This is a genomic window from Vibrio algivorus, assembly GCF_030161215.1.
In the GTDB taxonomy this organism is placed as follows: domain Bacteria; phylum Pseudomonadota; class Gammaproteobacteria; order Enterobacterales; family Vibrionaceae; genus Vibrio; species Vibrio algivorus.
This window is the reverse complement of sequence record NZ_BSPV01000003.1, coordinates 168369-194596: the sequence shown is the minus strand read 5'-3', so window position 1 is coordinate 194596 and position 26228 is coordinate 168369. Positions and strand designations below refer to the sequence as shown.

Below are 26228 nucleotides of genomic sequence, written 5' to 3'. Positions count from 1 at the left end.
TTGTGGCTAAATTGCTGTTAATTTTAGTCTGCCTAAGTCTATCTTCACTATTTGTTGGGGTGGGTAACGTCTCGTTAGCCCACCTTATTTCAGGTGATGCAAATGCTTGGCAATTATTTCTCACCAGTCGTGTGCCACGCTTACTGGCGGTTTTATTAGCCGGCGGTGGTTTAAGCATTGCAGGCCTTATTATGCAGCAAATCAGCCAGAACCGATTTGCAGCGCCTTCCACATCCGGCACCATAGAATGTGCCATGCTAGGGTTTGTTTTGAGCCTAGTGATTTTTGGCAATGGCGATCAACTCTGGCTAATCTTTGCCACTTCCATGATCGGCACCCTCTTTTTTGTCCAATTGATTCAACGTATTCAATTTAAAAACGTCGTTTTTGTACCTCTCATTGGCATCATTTTCGGCAATATTGTCTCTTCAATGGCCACTTTCATTGCCTACAAATACGATGCACTACAAAACTTGTCTGGTTGGGCCGTAGCTAACTTTGCCAACATTTTGGCAGGTAACTTTGAGCTGCTCTATATCGCCATTCCAGTCGCTATTTTTAGTTACCTTTACGCAACTCGAATATCCGCTGTTGGTATGGGTAAAGATTTTGCCATTAATCTAGGTTTAAATTATCAGCAAGTGATGACCATCGGTGTCGCTCTGGTTTCTATCATGTCGGCTTCAGTAGTCATGATCGTCGGTCAACTGCCCTTTCTTGGCTTAATCGTACCTAACCTAGTTAATCGTTTTTATGGCGATAACCTACGTAAGAACATTCCTCGAACTGCAATATTGGGCGCTATTTTAGTGCTGGCTTGTGATGTGGTCGGACGCATTATTATCTTCCCTTACGAGATCCCAATTTCTATGGTGATTAGTTTATTAGGTGGCAGCGTGTTTATTTTATTAGTGTTAAAAGGAATGAAACATGAGCACTAAATTATTAAATAAGCCTGTGCTTAAAAACAAAAGGAATTCTTTTACTCACAAGGGTTTATGGTCAAGTGATAAATCTAAAATCGTTGCTTTGGCATTACTCAGTTTAGTCATGGCTGCTCTGTTTATCGGCTATGGTTTAACCGCAGATAACTACCAATATTTCCTATCTCGTCGAGTGCCTAAAGTACTTGCAATGGTGATTGCTGGATTTGCGATTGGCATTGCGTCGTTTTGCTTTCAAACCATCACCAACAACCGCATTTTAACGCCAAGTATCATGGGGTTTGATTCACTTTACTTATTGATTCAAGTCTTAGTGGTTACTATGTTTGGTGGCTTAAGCGTAATGATGACTAACCATGTAATTAACTTTTCAATCTCCGTGGTTATGATGATGGGCTTTTCTCTGGTTTTATTTCTGATGTATTTCCGCTATTCCGCCAATAATATTATCTCACTACTGCTATTAGGGGTGATTTTTGGACAGTTATTTCAAAGTGGATCTTCATTTTTAACCATGCTGATGGACCCAGATGAATTTGCCAATGTTCAAGCCAGTATGTTTGCTAGCTTCAATAATATTGATACCGAACCGGTTTACTGGACTATCCCTATATTAGCTATCGTATCTATCTGGTTGTTTAAGCTACATCGCACGCTCGATGTGTATTTACTCGATCAAGATAATGCCACCAGCTTAGGCGTAGATATCAAACGCACTACCCGAACAGTATTGCTGCTGTCATCGATATTAATTGCCATTTCCACCGCTTTAATTGGACCAATCATGTTCTTTGGTTTACTGATCACCAACTTGACACGTGAATGGCTAAAAACTTACCAACATAAGTACTTACTTACTGCCTGTGGCCTGATGTCTGTAGCAACGTTACTTACAGGGCAATGGGTTATTGAAAAAGCATTCGGCTTTGAAACCACCTTAAGTGTGGTGATTAATTTTGTTGGTGGGATCTATTTCTTATTCCTGCTATTACGCAACAAAGTGGTATAATCCTGATGATTGAATTAAAACAACTAACCAAACGCTTTGGCGAACATCCTGTGGTACAAAATGCCAGTGCAGAATTTGCCAAAGGAAAAGTCACCGCGATTATTGGCCCTAATGGCGCAGGGAAAAGTACCCTACTTTCGATGGCAGGAAGACTACTAAAACGTGATGAAGGCGAAGTTTGGATTGATGGCAAAGAACTGGTGGAGTGGGATACCAAAGCCCTCGCCAAACGTTTATCAGTACTACGTCAAGCCAATAGCTTTAGCTTACGCTTTACAGTACGCGAGCTGATTTCTTTTGGTCGCTTTCCCTATTGTCAGGGCAACTTAAAAGACATCGATCATCAAGCAATTGATAAGGCAATTGACTACCTTGACCTTACTTTAATTCAAGATAAATACCTCGATGAACTCAGTGGGGGTCAACGACAATTGGCTTTTATTGCCATGGTTATCGCGCAAGACACTGACTATATCTTTTTAGATGAACCGCTGAATAATCTTGATATCAAACATTCACTGCAAATCATGGCAACCATTCGTCGACTCGCCCATGAACTCAATAAAGCAGTGGTGATTGTCATCCATGATATCAACTTTGCTTCTTGTTATTCCGACACCATTATTGCCCTGAAAAAAGGCGAAATTGTCGCAAAAGGCAGCGTCAATCAGGTCATCGACGCCTCTGTGTTATCTGAAATCTACGAAACACCATTTAATGTCATTGAAGTCGACGGCAACCGTATGTGTTTATATTTTTCATGATCAGATGTTTTATTGTTAACACTTCTAGGCTCTAGCCATTCTTTCGGAGTGTTGTCATTAAGCGCTTTAATCAAAGTTTGAACTCTTAATGGCAAGACTCCTGCGGCAAAATAACACACGACTGGGCGTGCTGCGCTATACCAATCGGGCATACAAAGCTCTATGTTTCCCGGGTGTGCTTTTAGATAATTATTAGCAACCCAAGTAGGCAATAAACCAATACCATATCCCGATGCAATAGAGTCTATCTGTAGCAATAAGTTATCACTAGTTAAACGACTTATCGGAGGCATTGCCATACAGTGTTCTTGGCCATTAGATAAATAAATCGTATTACTGCTGTCACACTCAAATGGCAGCCATTGATGACGGCTTAGCTGATTTGGGTGAGTAGGCGCACCCTTTTTTTCAATATAGCTAGGTGATGCATATAGACCGAATTGCCAGTAGCCCAAGGTTTTCTTACGCCATGTACCGGGCAAGTCTTGTTCACCAATTGATAACACAATGTCCGGTTCATTTTGAAAATATTCATCACGAGCTTCAGTAAACAAGCGGATGTTCACTTGTGAGTGCTCGTCGAGGAATTGATGACATTGTGCGCGTAACCACCCACGAATCAAACTCGGTGGAGCTATCATGGTTACTTCACCACTGACGCTTTGCTTTAGTGATTGCAAAGCATTCTGTGACTCTTCCGCCATTGTAAGTAAGCGCTCACAATATTCAGCAAACACTTCTCCTGCACGAGTCAACATTAAGCGAGAACCTTGCTTGATAAATAAAGCTTGCCCTAGCTCTGTCTCTAGCTGTGCTAAGCGACGGCTAATCGTTGATTTTGGCTGATTTAATGCTTTAGCAGCAGCGGTCACACTGTGGTAGCGACTTAACGCAGCAAAGGCTCGAATTCCCTGTAGTTCGGTTTTCATAGCTCTCCTAACTGATATCCCATATTTGGAACAGCCTGTTCCATACATTGATCTATTCAATAGCTGCCAAGATGGCAATAATCGCAAATGAATTTAAGAATCATTATCATTTAAAGGAATAATAATGTCTAGCTATCGTTTACCGCTTTCCACTTTAGCGGGATCAATTTTACTGGCCACACAAGCACACGCTGCTCAACCTACAAAAACCGAAACTATGGTAGTCACTGCCTCTGGTTATGAACAAGCTGAAATCACCGCGCCAGCGAGTATCAGTGTGATCACTCGTGATGAATTAGAAAATAAATACTATCGCGATGTGACAGATGCACTTAAAACCGTTCCAGGGGTAACCATTACCGGTGGTGGCGATAATAAAGACATTAGTATTCGTGGCATGGGGTCAGCCTATACCTTGATTTTGGTTGATGGTAAGCGTCAATCTTCTCGTCAAACTCGTCCTAATAGTGATGGCCCAGGCATCGAACAAGGCTGGTTGCCACCTTTAGAAGCGATTGAACGTATTGAAGTGATCCGCGGCCCTATGTCGACACTTTATGGATCTGATGCAATTGGTGGTGTTATCAACGTGATCACCCGTAAAGATGCTCAGCAATGGCATGGTAATGTTCAACTTGGTACTACGATTCAAGAAAACCGTGATTCTGGTGATGAACGTAGCGCTAACTTCTACTTAACTGGCCCACTTACTGATAAATTAACCGCCCAATTTAATGGCCAAACGACTGTCCGTGATGAGGACAACATTACCAATGGTTATGAAGATAAAGATTTAAATAGCTTTAATTCAAAGTTAATTTACCAACTAAATGACGACCATGATTTTTCTCTTGAAGCAGGTATTAGTGAGCAATCTCGTGCTGGCACAGTAGGAAAATCAGTACCAACAACAGGTTGTCGTAATGGTTGTGTTGATACTCTAGATGAATATAAACGTACTAATTACGCTATCACCCATGACGGTAATTGGGGCGTGGTCGGACAATCGAATACGTATCTACAATATGAAGACTCGGAAAATAAAAGCCGAGAAATGGAAAGCATGAACACTGTGTTCAAAACTAGCCTTGTCACACCAATTTATTCTCATACTTTGACATCTGGCTTTGAATACACTTATGAACAACTCGAAGATTACACATCTAATAGCTCTTCAGATTTAACTAAACTAAATAATTATCGCTATGCATTCTTCTTAGAAGATGAGTGGGCGATTGTTGAATCATTCAGCTTAACACTTGGTGCTCGTTTAGATAACGATGAAAAATATGGTACTCATATCAGCCCACGCGCCTACGGTGTCTGGAGCATGACACCAAACTGGGTACTAAAAGGTGGTGTGTCTACTGGTTATCGCGCGCCAAGTCTACGTGAAACATCAGATGAATGGGCACAAGTCAGTGGCGGCGGCGATATCTACGGTAACTCAGATTTGACACCTGAAACCTCTGTAAACCAAGAAATCAGCTTAAACTATCAATCTGATTTTGGTTTAACATCTTCTGTCACGCTCTTCTACAACGACTTTAAAGATAAGATCACGCGTGTTTCTTGCCCATCATGTGGCCCAGTTAATGCTTGGGGAAGCACTGCAACACAAAAAGTGAATGTCGATAAAGCAACCACGCAAGGTGTTGAAGTTGCTTTAGGCACCCCATTAGGTGAAAGTGTCTTCTGGAACGCAAGTTATACCTTAAATGATTCTGAGCAAAAATCAGGTGATTACAAAGGCCAGCCTTTAGTCCAGCTGCCAAAACACTTATTTAGTACCGATCTTTCTTGGCAAGCAACCTCTGATTTAGAAGCTTGGACACAAGTGACTTATCACGGTGAAGAAATGGAGCCTATCACTGGTCCATCTCAAAGTAGCTTAGAAGCCCCTTCTTATACATTCTGGGATATGGGTGTTAGTTATCACTTAACCAGCAATGTATCGGTTAATGCCGCCGTTTATAACCTACTTGATCAAGAAATCACTTACGATGAATACGGTTATGTAGAAGATGGTCGTCGTTACTGGGTAGGAATGAATGTAGGCTTTTAATTGAATGAATAAACTTTACTGTTAATAGAGCAAAAGAATGCTCGTAAAAAGGCGCCAATCGATGAGCTTGATTGGCGCTTTTTTTGAGGATTACATTAGAGTGAATTGGTTTTGGGCAGAAATGAGCTAGAACTATGAACTAACAAGCTTCTGTCTGATTAGGAAAAGTATGTTGATGCCTTGATCGTTTGTTAGTTGCACAATGCGCACTGAATTTTTTGTTTATTTTCAGTGATATATTCTATGTCATCTAGATAGGCTTGAAGATGACCTTGCTCTATATTTTCAGCAAAGGATTCATTGCCATTTTCGGCTTCACTACGCATGAAGGATATTAAAGCCTGTAATCGCTGAACCATAGCTTCAGCTAATTGCTCTCTTTCTAATTCAGTTGCACCATAACTATCACAGAACAACTTAGCCCTAACCACCTACTCTGAGATTGTACCTAGCTTATCACTGCTGTCAGTTTTGAAAGGAGACCAACAATAAACCGAATATGCTAAATCCCATATTCTTGGTGCTGGGTGCGCCGTGTCGAAGTCAAACACACCAACAACTGTATTTTCTAATAGAGCAACATTGTATGGGGCAAAGTCACCATGACAGATAACCTCGAATGGCTCTCTCGGGTCTAACATCCATCGGTGTGCATTAACATCAATTTGCTCCAAGAGTGAAACTGTTGAGTCATGTATTTTACGTAATAATTGACCCGCAGACATGAGTGCATCGTTTGTTGCGATTGCGCCAACTAGCGGGTAATTGCAGGTATTACCTGCAACAAAACTTAAGATTTCTTGGTTTCGATTAATACCTAGAAACTTTGGAAGTCCATCTATCTTTTCTCGCTCAAAATGCTTCAAAATAAGATGAATTGTGGAACTCCATGACTGAAGAGGTCGATAGACGACTTCACCATCTCGATATATTGAAGATTCTCTTCCGCCAGATAACTCTTCCACGATACCTCCCTGTGCAACTAACAATTTAACATACGGAAAAAACCATATGGCCTTTCCGTCTATCATTCCATTCGTTTTTTCATTCAACAAACTAAATAACTAAGTTTATTAATAAAGTAGGACTTACCTCATGCTTACTCGGCATAAAATACGGAAATAATCCGTATAATTCACCAAAACCAACTCATGATGAAGAGCGGTGGATTTACTCAGTATATGAAACTAAGCGATAACGGAGTTGTATCTCTGCTTCATGCATGCCTAGTTTTCTAACTAAACATCCAATTATTCTAATTTCAAACCATGCAGAATTGGCAACATTTAGCATGATAGAACATATCATTGTAGCCCTTGTAGGGTTACTGGCTAACTCAGTTTGGGGCATAATAAATAAGCTCCACACACCAACCCTCCCCCCCTCCCTTGGCTGTAAATCTGAATGCCAAGTATTTTTCACTGGTAAAGGGAGGGAGTTATTTGTGCTCTCTTACAGTTTAATCGTATTAACCTTCATTACTAATCACAAACCCACAACTCATCCACCGCTCTCTCACCCTCTTTGTTCCCTTTCGCTTTAAAAACAACCATTACATCCATAACAATTATTATTTTTAATAAATATTTTACGAACCTTTATTTAACTGAAAAATAACAAGTTTATATCAATAAACACAAATCCCAGCAAACAAATCTCAATATATTGATTTGAGGTCTAAACATTTTATGTGTAGCATTATTGTTAATTAACCGTTCAATAAAAAATAAATGGATTCGAAATATGCCTAAAGTTGGAATGCCTGATATTAGAAAACCCCAGCTTGTAAAAGCCACGATGGCGGTAATTGAAAGAGTGGGTTTGCATAGTGCGAGCATTTCGCTCATCAGTAAAGAAGCTGGCGTATCCACAGGTATCATTAACCATTATTTCGGCGGTAAACACGGGTTACTTGAAGAAACAATGCGAGCGATTTTAAGAGAGCTCTCCGACACGGTAAAAACCAAATTAAGCGGCTTACCAAACCATGCTCATCAACAGCGCATTATTGGCATTGTGAATGCTAACTTTGAGGGCTTTCAAGCTGAAAACAAAGTAGCAAAAACATGGTTGGCATTCTGGTCTTATTCTATGCATGACGCCCAATTAAAAAGGCTTCAACGTGTCAACGAGCAGCGTTTGCTTTCACATTTAAGAATTGAATTAAAAGCGCTACTTCCCGATGAGCAAGCCAGTTTAGTTGCTCATGGAATTGCATCTCTAATCGATGGAATTTGGTTGCGTGGCACCTTAAATCCAGAGGGTATTGATGCCGAAAAAGCGCGAGAAATCATCAATGACTACCTCGATAAACAACTCGCTTTTTACAATCAATCTTCACTTTAAATTACATCATTAGGCTTTTATATGACCACAAAAACTCTATACATCCACGGCCAATTAACTACCGCAACATCCGGTGAAACCTTCCATAGCATTAATCCTGCCAATGGTGAAGTGATCGCTGAAATCGGCCAAGCCTCACAAGATGATCTTAATAAAGCGATAGCATCAGCGAAGCAAGGTTTTCAAATATGGTCCCAAATAAGCGCTGTAGAGCGTAGTCGGATTTTATTAAAAGCGGTTAAAATCCTTAGAGTACGAAACGATGAGCTGGCCGCTTTAGAGGTAAGTGATACTGGTAAGCCACTGCAAGAAGCACTGGAAGTCGATATTACCACTGGCGCTGACGTGATTGAATATTACGCCAATCTCGTTCCAAGCCTACAAGGTGAACAACAACCACTTAGTGATGAACAATTTTTTTATACTCGCCGTGAACCTTTAGGCATTTGTGCTGGTATTGGCGCTTGGAACTACCCAATTCAAATCGCCATGTGGAAATCCGCTCCTGCGCTAGCTGCAGGTAACGCGATGATCTTCAAGCCTTCAGAAGAAACACCGCTTTCCGCTTTAAAGCTGGCGGAAATATTTACCGAAGCAGGCGTACCAGATGGTGTATTTAATGTTATCCAAGGTGATTACCGCGCAGGTCAAATGTTAACGGCTCACCCAGATATCGCTAAAGTCTCCTTCACTGGTGAATCAGGTACAGGTAAAGCCGTCATGGGTGACAGTGCCAAGACTTTGAAATCAGTCACTATGGAGCTAGGTGGTAAATCACCTTTAGTGATCTTTGACGATGCAAAACTTGAGCAAGCGGTATCTGCTGCCATGGTAGCGAACTTTTATACTCAAGGTGAAGTGTGTACCAATGGCACTCGAGTCTTTGTACATCAATCTATCTACCAAGATTTCATTACACAATTAAAACAGCGCACCGAGAAAATGATTGTTGGTGATCCGATGGACATCAACACTCAAGTCGGAGCATTAATCTCTAAACAGCATTTAGACAAAGTACTGGGCGCAATTGAAACCGCCAAACACAGTGGCGCTAAATTGCTCACTGGCGGCCATCAAGTGACCAAAGATGGATTAGATAAAGGTAACTTTGTCGCTCCGACGGTGTTTATCGATTGTGAAGATGACATGGCGCATGTTCAACAAGAAATTTTTGGCCCTGTTATGTCTGTTCTACCCTTTAGTGATGAAGATGAAGTAATCGCTCGCGCCAATGCAACTGACTACGGACTTGCTGCGGGTGTGTTCACGCAAAACCTATCACGTGCTCACCGCGTTATTCATCAACTAGAAGCGGGAATTTGTTGGATAAATACTTGGGGAGATTCCCCTGCAGAAATGCCTGTTGGCGGTTATAAGCACTCGGGTATTGGCCGAGAAAATGGTACCGAAACCCTACGTCACTATACGCAAACCAAAAGTGTGTTTGTCCACCTTGGTGACTTCGAAAGCCCTTATGAATAAGGCGAGTGTTTTATCTATCGTTGAGAAATCACTCACGAGTCTTTAAACCGATACGTTCTTAAACGGAAGCGGAGAATCAATTTTATGCAACAACGCTACGATTATATTATCGTCGGCGCGGGTTCGGCCGGCTGTGTATTAGCCGATCGACTTAGCGAATCTGGTGAACATAACGTTTTACTATTAGAAGCTGGTGGCAGTGATAAAAGCATTTTCATTCAAATGCCCACCGCACTTTCTTATCCGATGAACAGTGATAAGTACGCTTGGCAATTTGAAACCAAAGCAGAATCAGGTCTTGATGGACGCCAACTACACTGCCCACGTGGAAAAGTACTTGGTGGTAGCTCTTCTATTAACGGTATGGTCTATGTGCGTGGTCATGCTTGTGATTTTGACCAATGGGAAGAATCCGGCGCACAAGGGTGGAATTATCAAAATTGTTTACCTTATTTTCGTAAAGCGGAAAGCTGGTTCGAAGGTGCTAATGACTATCGTGGCGGCGACGGTCCTGTAGGAACCTGCAACGGTAATAACATGGAGCGTAATCCGTTATACCAAGCATTTATAGATGCAGGAAAAGAAGCTGGCTATCCCGAAACCCAAGACTACAACGCCTACCAGCAAGAAGGCTTTGGCCCTATGCATATGACGGTTGATGGTGGTGTGCGAGCGTCTACTTCTAATGCTTATTTACGCCGAGCACTTAAACGTTCCAACCTAACTCTATTAACCGGAATCATCGCTCATAAAGTGATACTCGAAGGCAAAACAGCCCGCGGTGTAGAGTACGAAAAATCAGGAAAAATAGTGCAGGTTTATGCGGAGCAAGAAGTGATCTCAAGTGCCGGCTCTATTGGTTCTGTGCAACTGTTGCAATTATCAGGTATCGGTAATCAAAAAACATTAAAGCAAGCAAACGTAGAATTAAAACACCACTTACCTGGTGTTGGTGAAAACCTGCAAGATCATTTAGAAGTTTACTTTCAATATGAGTGTAAACAGCCTATCACGTTAAATAGCAAGCTTGGTTTAGTCAGCAAAGGCTTAATTGGTACCGAGTGGATCTTAAAACGTACCGGCTTAGGTGCCACCAATCACTTTGAGTCTTGTGCTTTTATTCGCTCGCGTAAAGGATTGAAATGGCCGAATATTCAATACCATTTCTTACCTGCTGCCATGCGTTATGATGGTCAAGCTGCATTTGATGGCCATGGTTTTCAAGTTCATGTTGGTCCGAATAAGCCTAAAAGCCGTGGTCGGGTCGCCATTGAATCCAATGACCCTCATGCTAAGCCTAGTATCGAATTTAATTACATTTCAACCGAGCAAGATCGCCAAGATTGGCGTGACTGTATTCGCCTCACTCGTGAAATTTTAGCTCAACCTGCGATGGATAGTTTCCGAGGAACAGAGATCCAACCCGGTATTGATAAACAGTCCGATCAGGCAATTGATCAATGGGTGAAAGAGAACGTAGAAAGTGCTTATCACCCATCCTGTACCTGCAAAATGGGTGCAAATAATGATCCTATGGCCGTCGTTGATGAAGAGTGCCGCGTATTTGGGATTAACAACCTACGAGTCGTCGACTCCTCTGTTTTCCCTGTGATCCCTAACGGCAACTTAAATGCGCCAACCATTATGGTGGCAGAACGTGCCGCGGATATGATCTTAGGCCGACCTTTACTAACTCCCGGTAATGTTGCGGTTTGGGTTGATCCAAATTGGCAACACACTCAACGCAGCCAACAGCCGGTACGCGCTTTACCACTGGCCGAATAATTAATAGCAAGTCACTGATTACAAGGAATGATTATGTCACTTAAAAAAACAGCACTATTTACGTTAGGACTTACCAGCCTAGCCACTTTTAACGCCTACGCAAATCAATGTGAAACCGTACGTTTCTCAGATGTTGGTTGGACCGATATCACAGCAACCACAGCCGTTACCAGTCAATTATTACAAGGCATGGGCTACCAAACCGAAACAGAATTACTTTCGGTTCCTGTCACTTACTCTTCAATGGCAAATGGCGATATCGATGTTTTTCTCGGTAACTGGATGCCAACGATGGAAAATGACATCAAGAAATATCGAGAATCAGGAAAAGTGGAAACCGTTCGTGCCAATCTAGAAGGCGCAAAATACACATTGGCAGTACCTAAGTATGTGTACGATGCCGGAGTGAAAACCTTTGCTGATATCGCTAAAAATGCCGACAAGTTTAATGATCGAATTTACGGTATCGAACCTGGTAATGATGGCAACCGCCTACTGCAAAGCATGATTGACCAAGATGCATTTGGGCTAAAAGACTTCCGCTTAGTCGAATCTAGTGAAGCGGGTATGGTTTCTCAGGTCACCCGTGCGGTACGTCGTAACCAATGGATTGTTTACCTAGGTTGGGCTCCACACCCGATGAACAGTAAAGTTGAGATGAAGTACCTTGCCGGTGGCGATGACTTCTTTGGCCCTAACTATGGTGGGGCTAGCGTACACACTAACGTACGCCAAGATTACTTAACCCAGTGTCCAAATGTCGGCAACCTATTAACCGATCTTAAATTCAGTCTAGAAATGGAAAACCAGATCATGAATTCGATCCTAAACCAAAACAAAAAGCCGGCTATTGCGGCTCGTGAATGGTTAAACCAACACCCTGAACAAATCCAAACTTGGCTTAAAAATGTCAAAACCCTTGATGGCCAACCTGCAGCACCAGCAGTGATCGCTTATCTCAAACAACCAGTTAAGTAATTAGTAAACGCAACACTCTTTTTATATTTTCAATTGGACTGGCGGGTGTAGGCTCGCCAGATAAGGCAATACTGTGAATTTTATTACCGATCATAAAATCCCACTCGGACATTGGATGGAAATTGTTGTCGATTGGCTAACGATCAACGCTGCAACACTTTTCGATGCAATTTCTATCTTTCTTGAAACCATCATAATGAGCCTAGTCAGTGTTTTTCAATGGCTACCACCAGCGGTTCCTATTGTGGTAACCGCTGCACTGGCTTGGTATCTACACCGTAAATTATCTTTAGTGGTATTCATCATTGCTTCACTATTGCTGATTTTAAATATGGGCTATTGGCAAGAAATGCTGGAAACCTTTGTCCTCGTCTTTGCGGCGACAACGATTTCCGTATTAATTGGCGTCCCACTAGGCATAATGGCTGCGCATCGCCCTTGGTTATATACCTTAATGCGACCTATTTTAGATTTAATGCAAACTGTACCAACCTTTGTTTACTTAATCCCAACCTTAGTATTATTTGGGTTGGGTATCGTGCCGGGGCTGATTTCGACCATTATATTTGCTATCGCAGCGCCTATCCGCTTGACCTATCTAGGTATTATTAAAGTACCAGAAGAACTAGTTGAAGCCGGTAAAGCATTTGGTGCCAGCCGAATGAAGCTCTTGTTTAAAGTCGAGTTACCTGCTGCGCTACCAAGCATTATGGCCGGCGTCACTCAATGCATTATGTTATCACTTTCTATGGTCGTGGTTGCGGCACTCGTTGGTGCCGATGGCTTAGGTAAACCGGTAATTCGAGCGTTAAATACCGTTAATATTTCTCAAGGATTTGAAGCTGGATTAGCAATTGTTCTGGTCGCCATCATTCTTGATCGTTTATGTAAAACACCAAACCAAGCTAAAGAGGGATAATCATGGATGCCATTACAATTAACAACCTTGATGTGATATTTGGTGACAACCCAAACAAAGCGATCGAATTGCTCGACAAAGGTGAATCTCGCCAAAATATTATTGACCAAACCGGCCAAGTCGTCGGGGTCGATGGCGTCAATATCAGTATTAAAGAAGGTGAAATTTGTGTTCTGATGGGGCTATCAGGATCAGGTAAATCTAGCTTACTACGCGCAGTGAATGGTCTTAATACTATTTCGCGTGGTTCATTAGAAATCAAAGATGGTGACACTCTCGTTGATCTCGCCAATTGCGATAACTCAACTCTACGCCATTTGCGAACTCATCGAGTCTCAATGGTATTCCAAAAGTTTGCCCTAATGCCTTGGTTAACGGTACTTGATAACGTTGCTTTTGGTTTAGAAATGAAAGGAATGAGCAAATCCGATCGCCGTAAAAAAGCACTAGAACAATTGGAAATGGTGAGCCTAGCGGAATGGGCAGATAAACATCCACACGAGCTATCTGGTGGTATGCAGCAACGTGTCGGCCTCGCGCGCGCTTTCGCTATGGATACCGATATCCTATTAATGGATGAACCCTTTTCAGCATTAGATCCATTAATCCGTGCTCAATTACAAGATGAGTTACTCGAACTACAGAAAAAATTGAATAAAACCATCTTATTTGTCAGCCATGATTTAGATGAAGCCCTCAAGATTGGCAATAACATTGCGATTATGGAATCAGGTCGTTTGATTCAACACGGTACGCCAGAAGAAATCGTCTTAGCACCTAAAACTCAATACGTTAAAGATTTTGTGGCGCACACGAACCCACTTAACGTACTAAAAGGTCGATCTTTAATGCAGCCGACCCACGATCTTAAATCAGATGATAACCGTATTCAGCTATGTGCTAATACCGGTATCTGGATAGAAAAACTGACCTCAGGATCGAGTTTAGAGAGCCTAACCATCAACAGTACTGAGTCATTAACGCTAGTAGAATGGGAAAAAATTCAAGATTTATCAGCGATTGAATCTAATATGCTAATAATGGCAAGCCCGGAAATTAGTATGCGAGATGCAATTGAACTCAAAAATCGCACCTCTCATCCCGTTTTAATGGTTGAACATGGCAAACTAGTTGGAGTATTGAACGACAGCGAATTTTATAATGCTTTATTAGGTAATTATCAAAGCTTCGAACAAGGCTCAAATGCCGCTTAAACCGCTGATAAAACCAACCTACTAGATAAAACTCTCGTATCAGCGAGAGTTTTTATCTGAACAACAGCTTACTTCTGCAATAGCAAATACGTCAAAATATCTACCACCTGTTGTGGTGTTGTCGCCCATGCTTGTGCACTAGCATCCACCTCTTTTAATGGGTGAATGATATCTTCACTGTGTAAGGTAATATAAGGCTTATCCAACGCTGCGCAATAACCCGCATCGAAGGCCGCATTCCACTGTTTGTACTTATCACCAAAACGAATAATAGCTAAATCACATTGCTTAATTTGGTTTTGAATTCGAATGGCGTTCACTTTGGCTGACTTATGATCTCGCCAAAATGCGTTCGATTCCTCCCCTAGTCCATCACCCGCGGCATCACTACTTTCATGATCAGTCACTGCAGAGCTAAATGTGATATCCAATCCTTTATTTTCACAGCCTTTAATAATTTGATCTCGCCAATCTGTATGTATTTCACCAGATAAATAAACATTCCAAGTCATAATTACTCTCTACTTTTATTTACTATTTCTCTCAATAACGTCACAACGTATAACAGATACATGCTCGACAATATCAGCAACATACTTGCGGCTATGAGCATAATGCGCCGTTTCTTTATGCTCATTTAAGGCTTGTTCATCACGGTACACTTCATAAATATAAAAATGGTGATCATTTGTTTGGTCTTCCAACACATCAAACACATAACAACCTTCCTCATTTAAAACTGAGGCCTTAGCATTCTCTTTCATTGCTGATAAATATTGTTCCCGATATCCAGCTTTTACTTCATTTTTTACAAAAATACAGAACATAACTTCCTCCTTGATTCGCAAAATCCACTTTATTGTATACAATAAATTATACAAAGTCATTTCAAGGAGGATATATGCAAAGACCAAAAAAATTTAATGGATTAAGACATCTAGCATTAAAGGTGAAAAACTTTGAAGAATGTGTTGATTTTTACCATCGAATAATGGGAATGGATATTCTGCGACAAGCCAATGACAACTTAATTTACTTAAGCTGTGGAAATGACAATTTATCGTTGTCACGGGCCCAATCACCACAAGAGGCTGGTCATCATAATCTTGATCATTTTGGCTTTGTAGTGGATAGCAAACAAGAACTACAACAGTGGTATGAGTTTTTACAATCTCAAGGCGTTCCGCTGCTCGATACTCCTCACGATCACTCTGATGGTGCTCGTAGTTTTCACTGTACTGATCCTGCTGGTAACGTAGTCCAACCGATTTATCACCCTGCAATTTCAGGACAAGTTTTCAAGTGTGCTTAAAATTAAAGGGATAAATTTTAATGATTTAATCGAATATCATTTGTTGAATGGTATTCGACTGTTTTAAACAACAATCCACTAAACTTTCAATATTATTATTAATTTGCTTCCTTCGATAATACATATAAATTGGCCATGAAAGTTGTGACTCTTTTATTGGGATACACGCACAGTTTGACTCTGAAATAAACTTGATACATCTAGGTACAATAGATATCCCTAAGCCAGAAGAAACAGATGTCACTAAATGCCTCATATTTTCTGGATGAAAAGCTACATTTGGTGAAAACTCATAACCTTGACACAACACTTGGATATGGTTGTACATTTCAAGCCAACTCGCTTTCTTAAATAAAATAAACTTCTCATGTTTCAATTGCGAAATAGAAATTTCAGAGCATTTTGACAGAGGATGGTTAAGTGGCAAAATGACGACTGGTTCATCTTGATATAACTCTTTCACAACAAATTCATGACCATCAATATCAGATAAACGACGTGTAAAACCAATATCAATGTTGTTTTCAATTAATGCTATTCGTTGCTCTTCAACTGACATCTCATACAGTTGAGTATTTATATTTTCATGATCAGCCAAATATTCCCCAATCAAATTTGGTAGAAAAAATGAACACGCAGTTGCCAGATAACCAATACGAATCGATTGCTCTGCAGGCCTATCGGCTTCAATAACTAGTTGCTTTACCTTTTTATCATTTTCAATAATTTTTATCGCTTCCGGTAATAGAACTTTTCCTGCGGCGGTCAACTCAACAAGATGGGTTGTTCTATTAAATAGTTTAACACCTATCTCGCCTTCTAAATCTGATATATGCCTAGAAACCGTTGGTTGAACACTATTCAACTCTTTCGCCGCTAATGAAAAGTTTTTAATTCTGGCAACCGTTAAGAAGGTTCTTAATGTCTTGATGTCCATTTCTTGCTCATTCGATAAATGCATTATTGTTATACAATAATATCATTTCCATGAATTGATAAGCCCTCTTATAGTGGAATGAGCTTCAAGTCCCATACTTGTTGCTAGTGATATAAATAAATAACAAACAAGTTATCGCTTACCTTACATCAACAGGGATAAAAACAATGGATATCAATATCTTAATAGTACTTGTGTACTTCGCTTTCCTCATAGGCTTAGGTTGGGTTTTTAGAAGCGCAACGAGTAATACTAGTGATTACTTCCGCGGAGGTGGTCATGTTTTGTGGTGGATGGTTGGTTCAAGCGCATTCATGATGGCTTTAAGTGCTATGACATTTACAGGCTTGATGGGTAAAGCTCTAACCAGTGGTATGTCTGTTGCTATCGTCTTTTTTGCCAATGCCTTAGGCTATTTCGTCAACTACTTATTCTTTGCAGCTAAAGCTCGCCAAATGCGTGTTATCAGCCCTCTTCAAGGAGCAAGAATGCGGCTGGGGAAAACCAATGAACAAGTATTCACCTGGGCAAATGTTCCTTTAAGTGTTCTACAGGCGGCTATTTGGTTAAATGGCTTAGCCGTTTTCACCAGTGCGGTAATCGGTGTCCCTCTAGAAGAAACCATTATTGGTGCCGGCTTGGTAGTACTATTCATGTCACTTGTTGGCGGAAGTTGGGCGGTTATTGCCTCTGACTTTATGCAAATGCTCATCATTACTGTCATGACGTTTATCGCAGCTCTTGTAGCCGTGTGGAAATCTGGTGGTGTTACTAACCTTTTAGAAGTGGGGCTACCAACACAGCAACTCGTTGGTGAAGGCTATAGCCATGCTTATTTATTCGTTGGCTGGTTCATTTGTATTTTTGTGAAACAGTTCTTTAGTACCAACAATATGGTTGATTCATATCGTTTCATTGCTTCAAAAGATACCAAAAATGCTCGTAAAGCGGCTTTATTAGCTTGTTCACTTATGATCATTGGTCCTTTAATGTGGTTCCTCCCTGCATGGTTTGTTGCTGGACATTATCCAGATACAAGCACTTGGGGATTAGAAGGCCTTGGTAAAAACACTGCTGATGCAACCTACTATATGTTTGTACACAAAGAAATGCCTCTAGGTATGGTTGGTTTAATGCTAGCGGCCATGTTTGCTGCCACCATGTCGTCAATGGATTCGGCTCTAAACCGTAACGCAGGTATTATCTTAAAAAGCGTTTATGAACCGTACTTCTGTAAAGATTCTAGTGAACAGAACTTGATGAGAGTGAGCAAATTACTCACCGCTGTTTTTGGCATTGTCATTATTATTTCAGCATTATTCCTATCATCACTAAAAGAGTTTGGTCTATTCGATTTAATGATGTTAGTTGGCACTCTAGTTGGCTTTCCGCTACTTATCCCATCAATTATGTGTTTCTTTGTTAGAAAAACACCTGATTGGGCTGGATGGGGAACGATTGTAGTCGGTATGTGTGTATCAGCTTTCATTGCTTTTGGGGTGACACCAGAAATGATGCAACACTTATTAGGCTTAAATGACCCATTGAGTGCTCGTGAATTTGCTGAAATGAAATCGGTCACATTAGGGGTAATTGGACACATGTCTATCACTCTACCTTTCTTTGTACTGTCTCAATTCTTCTACAAAGAACCATCACCAGAACGCGCCAAAGAGATCGAGCAATTCTTTACCAATATCGATACAGAAGTTGTTGTAGAAGATACGCTTGAAAGCATCAAAGCGGATAACAAACAACATGAAATTCTTGGGAAAATGTTGATTTATGCAGGCATATTCTTAGCTCTTCTGATGTTTATTCCAAACCCACTATGGGGAAGAGCGCTCTTTGTATTACTCGCTATCGTGATTGGTGGTATAGGCGTGTTACTGCTAAAAACACGAAGAAATGAATCTAGCTCTGAGCTGAAAAAGCCTCAAACAGCATAAATGACTGTCAATCGAATACAGCAACTAAAAAGGTAGGAATAACATTCCTACCTTCCGTGGAGAAACTATGTCGGTTCAAAAAAAGTATGGTGGTGAACTTACAAGCGACGAATTTAGAAAGTTCACGTTGTATACCACTCAAAGCAATAATCAAAAAGACGATAATACTCGAGCGCAAATTTTAGGATTTACCAATGAAAATGTTCGTTTAGCGCCTGGTGCTATTGTGCGTATTGGTGAAAACCAAATCGGTTCTCATTCATATGTAGGACTTTACAGCTATATCAATGGCGATGTGACTATTGGTCAGCATGTCTTAGTTGGGCCTCATGTATCTATTGTGGCATCTAATCACTTATATGATCCAACCACCGATTATTTCAGCGCTCGCTCTGATGAAGTGAAAGGTAAAGTCACGATTGAAGATGGCGTGTGGCTTACGACAGGGGTTGTTATTACTCCAGGGGTAACAGTTGGGCGCTGTTCTTTAATATGTGCAAATTCAGTGGTTACAAATAACGTACCTCCCTATGCCATCATGGCTGGCTCTCCAGCCAAACAAATTGGTGAGATTTGTAAAGAAACCGGCAAATACAATTGGTTTAATAAGGAGAATTAAGATGTTAACGTTAAATCGCACTCATGACTTTCAAGTCTTTACTACTCCGAAAAATCAATCTGTGAGCCCAACAAACCCTCCTCGATTTAACTGGCCACAAACTCATTTTGAAGATGTTTTTACTGTTGAATTATACTCAATACATCAAGATCAAACATGGCGATGGAAAGAGATTCAATCACCATTTCAGTTACCTTTAATTTTATTAAATGGTGAGTATCAATGGCGATTAATTGATAAGCATGATAATCCTACAGAGTGGATGACATTTGATATCACCGAGCAATCAACTAGTTATCTTCCTCCTAGTGCAAAGCAACTGTTTAATCTATGCCAAGATAAACAACAATGGTTAATGTACTTTGATGAAGACATTGAAACTTTACGTATTTCATCTTGGTCTGCTCATGACAAATTAAAAAAGACTGCTGAACAAGCCGATGTTGATGCTATTACTTACCCAACTCATTACCGTCGGGGTGAAGAAGAAGGTAAACGTACTGCGATAACCAATGTTAGGAAGTGGATAGATAGAGATCTTATTTCGCTCGCTCTACTGTATAAAATTTGGAATGACCAAGATTCAGGCAAAAAAGCGGCTGAAATTTTATGTCGTATTGCGGAGTGGAGCCCTGAAGGGCCAGCATCATTATTACGTCCATGCCCTTGGGGTGATGAAGTCGGTTTATCTTTATCTCGCAACTTATACCTTGCTTATCATTGGCTATCACCGTTACTAACTGCAGATGAAAAAGATTTCATCAGACCAATGCTAATTCGTATTGCACATCAAATGGAAATACGTTTAGAGCAAGATAAATTCAAGCAATTTCCTGGTCATTCACATACTTCAAGGCTACCGGGTTACCTTGGTATCGCAGCATTGGCATTATTCAAAGAATACGATGAAAGTACTTGTGAACGTTGGTTAGACTACTCATTGATGATCTATCAATGTGTCTTGCCTTTTTACGGTGGTGAAGATGGTAGCTGGGCTGAAGGACCTTTTTATTCATCATCATATACCAAATGGCAGCATCCATTTTTCTTATCAGTAGAACGAATTAGTGATTTCTCATTTTATGAGCATCCTTTTTATAAAAACTACCACCAGTTCGCACAAGATTTTGTCGTTCCTAATCATACAATCCACCCATTTGGTGATGGATTTTGGTGCCAAAGAACAGGGCAAGAATGGCCGGGATTCTTTGCACAAAATCCATTACGTATTTATGCGGAACGTTTTGGTGATCAAGGATCTAGAGAACAAGCTAATAAGCTTGAAAACAATATTGAAACGTATTTCTTACACTTATTAGATATCATTCCAACCATTAAACAATATCAATTTTTAACTAAAACAGGTGTTAAAGCCCCTGCTAAACAAAAGAATTTTTATCATCATTATTATGAATTTGCTGGTTTAGGAAAAGCGGCACAAAATAATTTAAGTCTATATTTCAGAGCAAGCCAATTTGGTAATAGTTCCCACCGTCACGCTGATCAGGGCAATATTGCTTTAATATATAAAGAAGATAATGTTTTGATACCAAGTGGTAGTTATGGATACCGTTTTGGTAGTCAACATCACGCTAAATGGACAAGAACAACCAAAGCTCACAACTTACCGTTAATTGAACATCAAGGACAAAAACTTGATACTGAAGATGCTATCGCTCGTGTCATAAAACAAGAAGCAGGAAAGAATTGGTATAGCGTTCAAATCGATTTAACGAAAGCATACTCTTCGTTAAAGCAGTTTATTCGAACCTTAATCGTTATAGATGGCTATGGTGTTATCACTTTGGATAATATTCATTGTGAGCAAGAGCAATCTCTACAATGGCGATTACACACAGAGTGCCAACCAACACAAAATGAAAGCCATACGGTTTTACGAGGAAAACATAAGGATTATCAATTAACGCTGCATAATCAAGCTCATGTTATTCCAAATATCACACATGGCTATCAACAGGAAGCGAGCCAAAACGTTGTTATATCTGATGCCACACAAGATGTTTATCATCTAGAGTGGAAATTAGAGCGCAAGGAAAAGCACTTTATTGCAGCAAGCTGTTTACTCCGCCCTCTGTCTTTGCAGCAAGAGAAAGAGCAGCTCACAATCTCTACTCTAGATAATACGTTCTTATTTGACACCAACAGTTTGATGTTATCAGTCAAGAACGATGCTTTAGAGAATGCTTAATCATTTCTATTAAGGTATTAAATAAGGTTGGCAATCCTCGCCAACCTTATTATTTTTTTCAATTATATTTCAAGGATACGTTCTTACACTCAAGTAACCACAAGGTACTGGAGTGTATTACTTATCGATGAAATACAAATCTTTCGAGTAAATACGCCCTTCCGCATTGTGCATTGGATAGCCGCCTAGCTTTGGATCGACTAAGCGTGATTGCATAAAGTAGTAAATCGGTGCAATCGGCATATCTTGCGCCAACATTTGTTCCGCTTGATCGTAGTATTGGTTACGCTCTTTCAAATCAACGGCTGATTGAGCCTTAGCCAACGCTTCATCATATTTAGGGTTTACATAAGATGGGAAGTTTTTATCGTTATCAGAGCCTAATAAGGTTAAGAACGTCGAGGCTTCATTGTAATCTCCACACCAAGAAGCACGCATGATATCGAAGTTACGTTCTTGACGCGCTGCTAGGTAAGATTTCCATTCTTGGTTATCGAGCGTCACTTCCATGCCTAAATTCTTTTTCAACATAGAGGCAATCGCCACTGCAATCGCTTTATGGTTTTCACTGGTGTTGTAAAGTAAATCGGCTTTTAGTGGATTATTGTGGTCATAGCCAGCCTCTTTTAATAACTTAGCCGCTTCTTGATCACGTTGTTGCTGAGTCCACTGACTATATTCAGGTTGCGTCGCTTTAAAGTTAGCAACATCTTGATGGGCAAAAGTATAAGCGGGTACATTACCTTTGGTGACGCCATTAGCAATTACATCACGCATAATGGTATAGGAAATCGCTTTACGTACTCTAGGATCGTCAAATGGCTTACGCTTGGTGTTTAGAGCGTAGTAGTAAGTACACAACAGCGGTGTAATTTTATATGCATCTGGATGTTCCTGTTTTAACTTGTCTACCATCGCAACCGGTACATCAGAAGTAATATCAACCTCTCCAGTCATATAACGGTTCATTGCCGCGGTTTGGCTTTCAAATGGAATATACGTCACTTTGTTAATGACAGTATCTTTGTTATCCCAGTAATTAGGGTTTCTATCCATTTCCAAACGCTCATTGATCACCCAATTAGTTAATTGATAAGCACCATTGGAAACCATATTTTCAGGCTTAGTCCAATTCTCACCATATTTTTCAACCGCTTTTTGATTAATCGGCATCATCACAGTATGCGCAGTCATGGCCACAAAATACGGTACAGGCTTATCTAATTGAAATTGTAAGGTATGTTCATCTAACGCTTTAACACCTAATTTTTCAACAGGTTGCTTACCATCAATGATCGCTTCTGCATTGTTAATACCTGTCAGTTTTAAATACCAAGCATTTGGTGAGGCAAATTTCGGATCGACCGCGGTGTGCAAGCTATACACAAAGTCTTGCGCAGTAACAGGCTCGCCATTCGACCATTTGGCATCTTGGCGTAAATGAAAAGTGTAAGTTTGGTTATCTTTGGTTTCCCAGCTTTCTGCCACACCAGGAACCACACTACCATCTTGATTTTGAATCACTAATCCTTCAAACAAATCACGCAGAATATGCATCTCAGGTATGCCTTCTGCTTTTAATGGATTTAACGTTGCCGCTTCTGCATCGTTACCACGCACCAATTCTTGTTTTTTAGCCAACGTCACATCATCCGGCACTTGAGCTGCAAGGCTGTAGGTAGGTAAAAGTACGGCTGAAAGGGTTAATGCTAAAACTGAAGGTTTAAAAGAGAGCATGAGACTTCCTTGTAAATGAAGAAGTAATGATAAAAAAAGATACTAATAACTATAACGTTAACTATCGTTTTAACCCATATTTTTATTACGATTTTATACTTTCTATGTGAACCTAATTCGGTAATACTGCTTAATAATGAATATACCCAAAGTGATTGGGGTGAGTGAACGCGGCCAACAAAGCTGCAACTTCAAGTAAGACGGGTATAAACTAATCTAGATTAGGAAGATCGTATGGCAGTCTCTCTTCGACCTCGTGAACTACGAGCTCAATTTCAATTAAAACCCACTATCTATGGCCATTCTGTACTAGGGTCACCACTGGTATATTTTCCTGCCCAAATCCAAAATAAAGAAACCGGGCTCATTATTGCGGGAACTCATGGAGATGAAACAGCATCCATTGTTAGCCTTTCATGTGCGCTTCGTTCAATAGAATCTGGTCAGCTTCGTCATCATGTTGTGCTCAGTATGAACCCTGACGGTAATCAATTGGGTACTCGCGCTAATGCTAATGGGGTGGATTTGAATCGCAACTTTGCCAGCAAAAATTGGCAAGCTGGTGGCACGGTATATCGTTGGAGCACCCAAGAGCCGGAGCGAGATGTTGCAGTTGAAACAGGAGATAAAGGAAATTCAGAGCCCGAGACCGCGGCTTTATGTCAATTAATTGAAGAGCTAAATCCTGCATGGGTAACCTCATTCCATGAGCCATTAGCTTGCATTGACGATCCAAGCTTTTCACCTTTAGCGCATTGGTTATCTCAAAAAATGAATTTACCTATGGTCAAAGATGTTGGCTACGACACACCAGGATCTTTTGGTTCTTGGTGTGCTGAGAAAGATTTATTGTGCGTGACGGTAGAGTTGCCACCCGTTTCTGCAGACTATGCCTGTGAGCACTATTTGGATGTAATTATAGAATTGTTGATGAAACCACTTTCTAGCTAATGGTCGAGCTTACTTTTTATATAAAAATCAATTCGGTCAAGGACAGCTATCAGGTTCTCTCTAACTTGATGGTTTGTAAATCGAATAACCTCTATTCGGTTATTACTAAAATACTGAGTTCTTGCTTTATCGTGCTGAGTGCCGTTTTCGTCATAGTGACTGTCGCCATCAATTTCAATAACGAGATTAAGTACAGGGCAGTAGAAATCTGCGATATAAGGCCCTATTCCATGTTGCCGTCTAAATTTCACTCCTAGTTGATTACTTCTAATATAAAACCACAGCATTTTTTCTGCTGGGGTTAAGTTGTTTCTAAGTTTTGTACGGTATGCTTTCGTTCTTTGTAAGTTATAAATCTTTCCCATGCAACCCCCTCCAACTCCCCCTTATATTGACTCAATATGCCAAGTCACCTCATCGCTCAAGGGGGAGAGATAGTCCGTATCACTGGTAATAAAGTCTATAAAATCCACACACAGGGAAGGTTTAATTTAGTGTGATTTATTACGCCAAAGAAAGTTCTCCCCCTTTTTCACTGAATCCATGTAAGAGAAAATGCCAACATAAGGGGGAGTTAGAGAGGGTTGCTAACAATGAACCATTCTTACCCCCACAATTCAGGACTCATCACCTTCATTGTAGAAACATCAAATTCAAAGCCTTGAAGATGATCTTGGGCCAACGCTAGTCCGCATCACTGGTGATAAATTCTATAAAATCCACACAAAGGGAAGGTTTAATTTAGTGTGATTTATTACGCCAAAGAAAGTTCTCCCCCTTTTTCACTGAATCCATGTAAGAGAAAATGCCAACATAAGGGGGAGTTAGAGGGGGTTGCTAACAATGAACCACTCTTACCCCCACAATTCAGGACTCATCACCTTCATTGTAGAAACATCAAATTCAAAGCCTTGAAGATAATCTTGGGCCAACGCTAGTCCGCATCACTGGTGATAAATTCTATAAAATCCACACAAAGGGAAGGTTTAATTTAGTGTGATTTATTACGCCAAAGAAAGTTCTCCCCCTTTTTCACTGAATCCATGTAAGAGAAAATGCCAACATAAGGGGGAGTTAGAGGGGGTTGCTAACAATGAACCATTCTTACCCCCACAGTTCAGGACTCATCACCTTCATTGTAGAAACATCAAATTCAAAGCCTTGCGGATGATCTTGAGCTAATAATAATGGGCCATCAAGATCAACGATTTGTGCACCTTGAGCCACTACATAAGCCGGTGCCATACCCAATGATGAGCCAACCATGCAACCTACCATAACTTTGATACCGTGCTCGATGGCGGACTGTTTCAACTTAAGTGCTTCGGTTAATCCACCAGTTTTATCAAGCTTAATGTTAACCATATCATAGCGCCCCACCAGCTTAGCTAAGCTTGAAACCCCGTGACATGATTCATCAGCACATAAGGTAATTGGGCGCGCTAACCCATCAAGCCAGTGATCTTTATCGGCAGGAAATGGTTGCTCAATCATCGCTACATTCAATGCTTTAAGCTGTGGGATCATGGCGTTATACAATTCAACATCCCAACCTTCATTAGCATCGACAATGATCATCGCATTCGGGGCGTAACGCCTTACTGCCGACACGCGCTCAATGTCGCCTTCTCCTGCTAATTTTAATTTCAGCACAGGACGAGCTTGATTTACTTTCGCATCTGCGCCCATTTTTTCAGGACTAGCCAAAGATAAAGTAAACGCTGTGGTTAACTCATAAGGCTCTATCTCAAGCAACTGCCATATGGTTTTCTGTTGCTGTTTACAGTGTAAATCCCACCAAGCGCAATCTAGGGCATTACGTGCTGCGCCAGCAGGCAATAATTGTTGAATATCTTGTGCTGAATCAACTTGTGATAACTGGTTAGCAATACTTTCTAGATCGGCCATGACTTGCTCAATCGACTCGCCATAGCGCGCATAAGGTACACACTCACCTCGGCCAACATGCCCTTGTTGCTCTAAGGTCACCACCACCACATCAGCATGAGTTTTCGAACCGCGAGAAATAGTAAATGCGCCATTGATTGGCCATGATTGAGTAGAAATCGTCATTTTCAT

The 26228-nt window shown here is 40.7% G+C and carries 22 protein-coding genes and 1 pseudogene; 15 read left to right on the top strand and 8 right to left on the bottom strand.

Annotation, left to right across the window (positions count from 1 at the left end):
* The first annotated feature begins 2 nt into the window (after window positions 1-2).
* The 3 genes from vctD to vctC all read left to right on the top strand — a co-directional run bounded on the left by vctD (window position 3) and on the right by vctC (window position 2717).
* Window positions 3-941 (top strand): iron chelate uptake ABC transporter permease subunit VctD, encoded by a 939-nt coding sequence (gene vctD, locus QQJ93_RS02560; protein WP_089123940.1) that lies wholly within the window; start codon window positions 3-5, stop codon window positions 939-941.
* A gap of 109 nt (window positions 942-1050) precedes the next feature.
* On the top strand, window positions 1051-1953 hold the full coding sequence (locus QQJ93_RS02555) for an iron chelate uptake ABC transporter family permease subunit (protein WP_284186044.1): 903 nt from the start codon (window positions 1051-1053) through the stop codon (window positions 1951-1953).
* Between the two features lie 5 nt (window positions 1954-1958).
* A complete protein-coding gene (vctC, locus tag QQJ93_RS02550; protein ID WP_089123938.1) occupies window positions 1959-2717 on the top strand; it encodes an iron chelate ABC transporter ATP-binding protein VctC in 759 nt (252 codons plus the stop codon).
* Here vctC and QQJ93_RS02545 read toward each other — a convergent pair.
* Entirely contained in the window at window positions 2654-3646 is a 993-nt protein-coding gene (locus tag QQJ93_RS02545; RefSeq protein WP_160117499.1) for a LysR family transcriptional regulator, read from the bottom strand. The genes vctC and QQJ93_RS02545 overlap by 64 nt on opposite strands.
* A 124-nt stretch (window positions 3647-3770) precedes the next feature.
* Between QQJ93_RS02545 and QQJ93_RS02540 the strand changes: the two genes are divergently transcribed.
* Complete coding sequence (locus QQJ93_RS02540; RefSeq protein ID WP_089123936.1) at window positions 3771-5711, top strand: ligand-gated channel protein; 1941 nt, start codon at window positions 3771-3773, stop codon at window positions 5709-5711.
* Window positions 5712-5902: 191 nt separating this feature from the next.
* On the opposite strand, the pseudogene QQJ93_RS02535 reads toward QQJ93_RS02540, so the two are convergent.
* Window positions 5903-6676: pseudogene (locus tag QQJ93_RS02535) on the bottom strand (phosphotransferase).
* 778 nt (window positions 6677-7454) lie between these two features.
* Here QQJ93_RS02535 and betI point away from each other — a divergent pair.
* From betI to choV, 6 genes are all read left to right on the top strand, one after another.
* Window positions 7455-8057 (top strand): transcriptional regulator BetI, encoded by a 603-nt coding sequence (gene betI / locus QQJ93_RS02530; protein ID WP_089123935.1) that lies wholly within the window; start codon window positions 7455-7457, stop codon window positions 8055-8057.
* Window positions 8058-8078: 21 nt separating this feature from the next.
* The gene (gene betB / locus QQJ93_RS02525) at window positions 8079-9539 is read left to right on the top strand and encodes a betaine-aldehyde dehydrogenase (RefSeq protein ID WP_089123934.1); all 1461 of its coding nucleotides are present in this window, start codon (window positions 8079-8081) and stop codon (window positions 9537-9539) included.
* An 84-nt stretch (window positions 9540-9623) separates the two neighbouring features.
* Complete coding sequence (gene betA, locus QQJ93_RS02520; protein WP_089123933.1) at window positions 9624-11324, top strand: choline dehydrogenase; 1701 nt, start codon at window positions 9624-9626, stop codon at window positions 11322-11324.
* 33 nt (window positions 11325-11357) lie between these two features.
* Window positions 11358-12302 (top strand): choline ABC transporter substrate-binding protein, encoded by a 945-nt coding sequence (locus tag QQJ93_RS02515; RefSeq protein WP_089123932.1) that lies wholly within the window; start codon window positions 11358-11360, stop codon window positions 12300-12302.
* A 73-nt stretch (window positions 12303-12375) separates the two neighbouring features.
* Window positions 12376-13221, top strand: a complete 846-nt coding sequence (gene choW, locus QQJ93_RS02510; RefSeq protein WP_089123931.1) for a choline ABC transporter permease subunit — start codon at window positions 12376-12378, stop codon at window positions 13219-13221.
* Between the two features lie 2 nt (window positions 13222-13223).
* Window positions 13224-14435: a choline ABC transporter ATP-binding protein gene (gene choV, locus QQJ93_RS02505; protein WP_089123930.1), complete on the top strand. Its 1212-nt coding sequence runs from the start codon at window positions 13224-13226 to the stop codon at window positions 14433-14435.
* A gap of 68 nt (window positions 14436-14503) precedes the next feature.
* Here choV and QQJ93_RS02500 read toward each other — a convergent pair whose 3' ends face one another.
* Window positions 14504-14947 (bottom strand): YtoQ family protein, encoded by a 444-nt coding sequence (locus tag QQJ93_RS02500; protein WP_089123929.1) that lies wholly within the window; start codon window positions 14945-14947, stop codon window positions 14504-14506.
* A gap of 15 nt (window positions 14948-14962) precedes the next feature.
* A complete protein-coding gene (locus QQJ93_RS02495; RefSeq protein ID WP_089123928.1) occupies window positions 14963-15262 on the bottom strand; it encodes a putative quinol monooxygenase in 300 nt (99 codons plus the stop codon).
* Between the two features lie 74 nt (window positions 15263-15336).
* On the opposite strand from QQJ93_RS02495, the gene QQJ93_RS02490 reads away from it, so the two are divergent.
* A complete protein-coding gene (locus tag QQJ93_RS02490) occupies window positions 15337-15747 on the top strand; it encodes a VOC family protein (protein ID WP_089123927.1) in 411 nt (136 codons plus the stop codon).
* 25 nt (window positions 15748-15772) lie between these two features.
* Here QQJ93_RS02490 and QQJ93_RS02485 read toward each other — a convergent pair whose 3' ends face one another.
* Window positions 15773-16684, bottom strand: a complete 912-nt coding sequence (locus tag QQJ93_RS02485) for a LysR family transcriptional regulator (protein ID WP_089124529.1) — start codon at window positions 16682-16684, stop codon at window positions 15773-15775.
* A 167-nt stretch (window positions 16685-16851) separates the two neighbouring features.
* Between QQJ93_RS02485 and QQJ93_RS02480 the strand changes: the two genes are divergently transcribed.
* From QQJ93_RS02480 to QQJ93_RS02470, 3 genes are all read left to right on the top strand, one after another.
* Window positions 16852-18633, top strand: coding sequence for a sodium:solute symporter family transporter (locus QQJ93_RS02480; RefSeq protein ID WP_089123926.1), 1782 nt, complete (start codon window positions 16852-16854; stop codon window positions 18631-18633).
* 67 nt (window positions 18634-18700) lie between these two features.
* On the top strand, window positions 18701-19252 hold the full coding sequence (locus QQJ93_RS02475) for an acyltransferase (protein ID WP_089123925.1): 552 nt from the start codon (window positions 18701-18703) through the stop codon (window positions 19250-19252).
* 1 nt (window position 19253) lies between these two features.
* The gene (locus tag QQJ93_RS02470; RefSeq protein ID WP_089123924.1) at window positions 19254-21461 is read left to right on the top strand and encodes a heparinase II/III domain-containing protein; all 2208 of its coding nucleotides are present in this window, start codon (window positions 19254-19256) and stop codon (window positions 21459-21461) included.
* Window positions 21462-21578: 117 nt separating this feature from the next.
* On the opposite strand, the gene QQJ93_RS02465 is transcribed toward QQJ93_RS02470, so the two are convergent.
* Window positions 21579-23198: a peptide ABC transporter substrate-binding protein gene (locus QQJ93_RS02465; protein ID WP_089123923.1), complete on the bottom strand. Its 1620-nt coding sequence runs from the start codon at window positions 23196-23198 to the stop codon at window positions 21579-21581.
* A gap of 234 nt (window positions 23199-23432) precedes the next feature.
* On the opposite strand from QQJ93_RS02465, the gene mpaA reads away from it, so the two are divergent.
* Window positions 23433-24149, top strand: coding sequence for a murein tripeptide amidase MpaA (mpaA, locus tag QQJ93_RS02460; protein ID WP_089123922.1), 717 nt, complete (start codon window positions 23433-23435; stop codon window positions 24147-24149).
* Here mpaA and QQJ93_RS02455 read toward each other — a convergent pair.
* A complete protein-coding gene (locus QQJ93_RS02455) occupies window positions 24146-24514 on the bottom strand; it encodes an endonuclease domain-containing protein (protein WP_089123921.1) in 369 nt (122 codons plus the stop codon). The genes mpaA and QQJ93_RS02455 overlap by 4 nt on opposite strands.
* A gap of 739 nt (window positions 24515-25253) precedes the next feature.
* The gene (gene dgcA / locus QQJ93_RS02450; protein ID WP_089123920.1) at window positions 25254-26228 is read right to left on the bottom strand and encodes an N-acetyl-D-Glu racemase DgcA; all 975 of its coding nucleotides are present in this window, start codon (window positions 26226-26228) and stop codon (window positions 25254-25256) included.

Coding starts and splice junctions, on each gene's coding strand:
- betI (WP_089123935.1), top strand. CDS start 7,455: ATGCCTAAAGTTGGAATGCCTGATATTAGAAAACCCCAGCTTGTAAAA.
- QQJ93_RS02545 (WP_160117499.1), bottom strand. CDS start 3,646: ATGAAAACCGAACTACAGGGAATTCGAGCCTTTGCTGCGTTAAGTCGC.
- QQJ93_RS02480 (WP_089123926.1), top strand. CDS start 16,852: ATGGATATCAATATCTTAATAGTACTTGTGTACTTCGCTTTCCTCATA.
- QQJ93_RS02555 (WP_284186044.1), top strand. CDS start 1,051: ATGGCTGCTCTGTTTATCGGCTATGGTTTAACCGCAGATAACTACCAA.
- QQJ93_RS02540 (WP_089123936.1), top strand. CDS start 3,771: ATGTCTAGCTATCGTTTACCGCTTTCCACTTTAGCGGGATCAATTTTA.
- dgcA (WP_089123920.1), bottom strand. CDS start 26,228: ATGAAAATGACGATTTCTACTCAATCATGGCCAATCAATGGCGCATTT.
- vctC (WP_089123938.1), top strand. CDS start 1,959: ATGATTGAATTAAAACAACTAACCAAACGCTTTGGCGAACATCCTGTG.
- choV (WP_089123930.1), top strand. CDS start 13,224: ATGGATGCCATTACAATTAACAACCTTGATGTGATATTTGGTGACAAC.
- QQJ93_RS02500 (WP_089123929.1), bottom strand. CDS start 14,947: ATGACTTGGAATGTTTATTTATCTGGTGAAATACATACAGATTGGCGA.
- mpaA (WP_089123922.1), top strand. CDS start 23,433: ATGGCAGTCTCTCTTCGACCTCGTGAACTACGAGCTCAATTTCAATTA.
- betA (WP_089123933.1), top strand. CDS start 9,624: ATGCAACAACGCTACGATTATATTATCGTCGGCGCGGGTTCGGCCGGC.
- QQJ93_RS02470 (WP_089123924.1), top strand. CDS start 19,254: ATGTTAACGTTAAATCGCACTCATGACTTTCAAGTCTTTACTACTCCG.
- QQJ93_RS02455 (WP_089123921.1), bottom strand. CDS start 24,514: ATGGGAAAGATTTATAACTTACAAAGAACGAAAGCATACCGTACAAAA.
- betB (WP_089123934.1), top strand. CDS start 8,079: ATGACCACAAAAACTCTATACATCCACGGCCAATTAACTACCGCAACA.
- QQJ93_RS02490 (WP_089123927.1), top strand. CDS start 15,337: ATGCAAAGACCAAAAAAATTTAATGGATTAAGACATCTAGCATTAAAG.
- QQJ93_RS02465 (WP_089123923.1), bottom strand. CDS start 23,198: ATGCTCTCTTTTAAACCTTCAGTTTTAGCATTAACCCTTTCAGCCGTA.
- QQJ93_RS02485 (WP_089124529.1), bottom strand. CDS start 16,684: ATGGACATCAAGACATTAAGAACCTTCTTAACGGTTGCCAGAATTAAA.
- QQJ93_RS02495 (WP_089123928.1), bottom strand. CDS start 15,262: ATGTTCTGTATTTTTGTAAAAAATGAAGTAAAAGCTGGATATCGGGAA.
- QQJ93_RS02515 (WP_089123932.1), top strand. CDS start 11,358: ATGTCACTTAAAAAAACAGCACTATTTACGTTAGGACTTACCAGCCTA.
- QQJ93_RS02475 (WP_089123925.1), top strand. CDS start 18,701: ATGTCGGTTCAAAAAAAGTATGGTGGTGAACTTACAAGCGACGAATTT.